Genomic DNA, 3,135 nt, shown 5'->3' on the forward strand with positions numbered 1-3,135 from the left:
CCGGACGGCAATATCGAATACCTGGGTCGTAACGACGATCAGGTGAAGATCCGTGGTTTCCGCATCGAACTGGGGGAGATTGAAGCACGGCTCGCCAGGCATGAAGCGGTAAAAGAGGCGGTGATCCTGGCCCGTGAGGACATACCCGGCGATAAACGCCTGGTGGCGTATTTCACCCGGCCCTCGCCAGGCCAGGCGGTGGACGTGGGCCTGCTGCGTGGCTACCTGCAAGCGCAGTTGCCGGAGTACATGGTGCCGGCGGCCTACGTGAGTCTTGACGCTTTGCCGTTGACTCCCAATGGCAAGCTCGATCGCAAGGCCTTGCCCGTCCCTGACAGCGAGGCGTTCGCCACGCATCGCTACGAAGCCCCCGTGGGAGAGGTGGAGATCAAGCTCGCCTCGCTGTGGGCCGAATTGCTGAAAATCGAGCGTATCGGCCGGCATGACCACTTCTTCGAACTGGGGGGACATTCCCTGCTGGCCGTGACGTTGATCGAGCGCATGCGCAAGGAGGGCATGGAGGCCGATGTGCGGGTGCTGTTCGGTCAGCCGACCCTGGCACTGGTGGCCGCGGCGGTAGGGCAGGTGCAGCGTATCGAAGTGCCCGCGACGAAGATTCCCACCCTGGCGCGCCAGCGCCGCATCTGAGTCGCATACCGCACGATCCGCGGATGAAAAACTTTGCCGGGGGGCTTCCCCCGGCAGGGCGTTCGCCGCGATTTTTTCCCGACACAATGCCTGTCCTGCCGGGGCCGGAGCTTGTCCCTGCTTCCCATGACAGACATGCCCCAACGAATGCTCTAATTTTTTTTGGCCTGTGAGGAGACGGTCCAGAGAGGGATCTCCTTGGGTTGAACATGACGCTCTTCCATTGCCCTGGCCTGTACGCCGTATGCGTTCCGGCGCGACGCCGTACCTGAAAGACGAGATTTCGATCGTCAACCATTCCGAACTACGAAGCAGGTTTCCTCGATGCAATTCAGCGAATTGATGGCAGCGCTTTCCAAGCACCCGATCCGTCTCCAGCAGGACGACGACAACCTTGTGATCCAGGGCGACGACGAAGGACTGGACGACGCGTTGTGGGAAAGCCTTGCCCTCCATAAGCGTGAACTGCTCGAGCTGGTGGAGCGAAACGGTGGCGACTGGCTGAGCCCGGCCTTCCGTATCACCCCCGACATGTTGCCCCTGGTCAGCCTTACCCAGGAACAGATCGACCGGATCATCGACAGCGTGCCCGGCGGCGCGGGCAATGTGCAGGACATCTATCCCCTGGCGCCGTTGCAGGAGGGCATCCTCTATCATCACCTCGCTGCGGAGCAGGGCGATCCGTATGTCCTGCATGCGCTGTTCGGGGTCGACCGACGCGCTCGCCTGGACGATTTCCTCCAGGCCCTGCAAGGGGTGATCGACCGCCATGACATCCTGCGCACCTCGGTGGCGTGGGAAGGGCTGGACGAGCCGGTGCAAGTGGTCTGGCACAAGGCCGTGCTGACCCTGGAGGAGCTGCAGCTGGATCCGGCCCAGGGCGCCGTCGAGGCACAGTTGCAACAACGCTTCGATACCCGCCACCACCGCCTGGACATGGGACGGGCGCCGTTGCTGCGGCTGGTCTGCGCCGAGGATCGCCCCAACCAGCGTTGGGTAGCGCTTCTGCTGTTCCACCATATGGCGCTGGACCATGCGGCCCTGGAACTGGTGCAGCACGAGATGCAAGCGTTCCTGCTGGGCCAGGGCCACGCCCTGCCCGAGGCGGTACCGTACCGCAACTACGTGGCCCAGGTGCGCCTGGGTGTGAGTCGCCAGGAACACGAAGCCTTTTTCCGCGAAATGCTCGGTGACGTCGACGAGCCGACCTTGCCGTTTGGCTTGCAGGAAGTGCAAGGCAGCGGGCAGGTGGTCGAGGAAGCCTTCATGACGCTCCCGGCCAGCCTGAGCCAGGCCATGCGCTCCCAGGCCCGGCAACTGGGGGTGAGCGTGGCCAGCCTGGTCCATCTGGCCTGGGCGCAGGTACTGGGGCGTGTGTCCGGCCGGCAGGATGTGGTGTTCGGCACCGTGCTGCTGGGTCGGATGCAGGGCGGCGAGGGGGCTGATCGAGCCTTGGGCATGTTCATCAACACCTTGCCGTTGCGAGTCGACGTGGAAGGGCAGCCGGTACGCGCCGGGGTCAAGGCGACCCACGCACGGCTGACGGCCCTGCTGGGCCATGAGCACGCCTCCCTGGCGCTGGCGCAACGCTGCAGCGGCGTGGCTGCGCCGACGCCATTGTTCAGCGCCTTGCTCAACTATCGCCACAGCGGTACGGCGACTTCGACCGAAGCGGTGTCGGCCTGGAACGGTATTCAGGTACTCGGTGGCGAGGAACGCACCAACTACCCACTGATGCTGTCGGTGGACGACATGGGCGAGGACTTCGGCCTGACCGTCCAGGCGGTGGAGGGCGTTGGCGCGGCACGGGTCGGTGCCTATATGGAAACGGCGCTGGCGAGCCTGGTGGAGGCATTGCGGCAGACGCCGGGGGCCTTGTTATCCGGGCTGTCAGTCGTGCCCCAGACAGAGCTCGAGCAATTGCTGGCGACATTCAACGCCACCCAGGCCGAATACCCGCTGGAGCAGACAATTCACGGGCTGTTCGAAGCGCAAGTTCAGCGCACGCCGGACGCACTGGCGGTGCTGCATCGTGGACAGCGCCTGAGCTATCGCGAACTGAACGAACGGGCCAACCGCCTGGCCCATTACCTGCGCAAGCAGGGCGTGCAACCCGATTCCCGGGTGGCGATCTGTGTCGAGCGCGGCCTCGATATGGTGGTAGGCCTGCTGGCGATCCTCAAGGCCGGCGGCGGTTACGTGCCGCTGGATCCGGCCTATCCGGCGGACCGGATCGCCTACATGCTGGAAGACAGCGCCCCGGCAGCGGTGCTGGCCCAGGCGGCGACGCTTGGATTGTTGGCCGGCGCTGCGATGCCGGTCATCGATCTGGGTAGCGAACTTTGGCAGGACGAGTCCGTCCTGAATCCGCAGGTTCCGGAACTGACTTCCGCGCACCTGGCCTATGTGATCTACACCTCCGGCTCCACCGGTCTGCCCAAGGGCGTGATGATCGAGCACCGCAACACGGTGAACTTCCTGACCTGG

At 64.4% G+C, this 3,135-nt stretch carries 2 protein-coding genes; both read left to right on the forward strand.

What is annotated here, in order from left to right; translation table 11 throughout:
• The coding region (locus BT179_RS26145; RefSeq protein ID WP_256343868.1) for a phosphopantetheine-binding protein at positions 1-648 on the forward strand (648 nt) is incomplete at its 5' end.
• A gap of 324 nt (positions 649-972) precedes the next feature.
• Positions 973-3,135, forward strand: a 2,163-nt coding sequence (locus BT179_RS26150) for an AMP-binding protein (RefSeq protein ID WP_083569809.1), incomplete at its 3' end; no start/stop codon positions are given.

It is taken from the genome of Pseudomonas sp. NFACC43 (genome assembly GCF_900119645.1).
In the GTDB taxonomy this organism is placed as follows: Bacteria; Pseudomonadota; Gammaproteobacteria; order Pseudomonadales; family Pseudomonadaceae; genus Aquipseudomonas.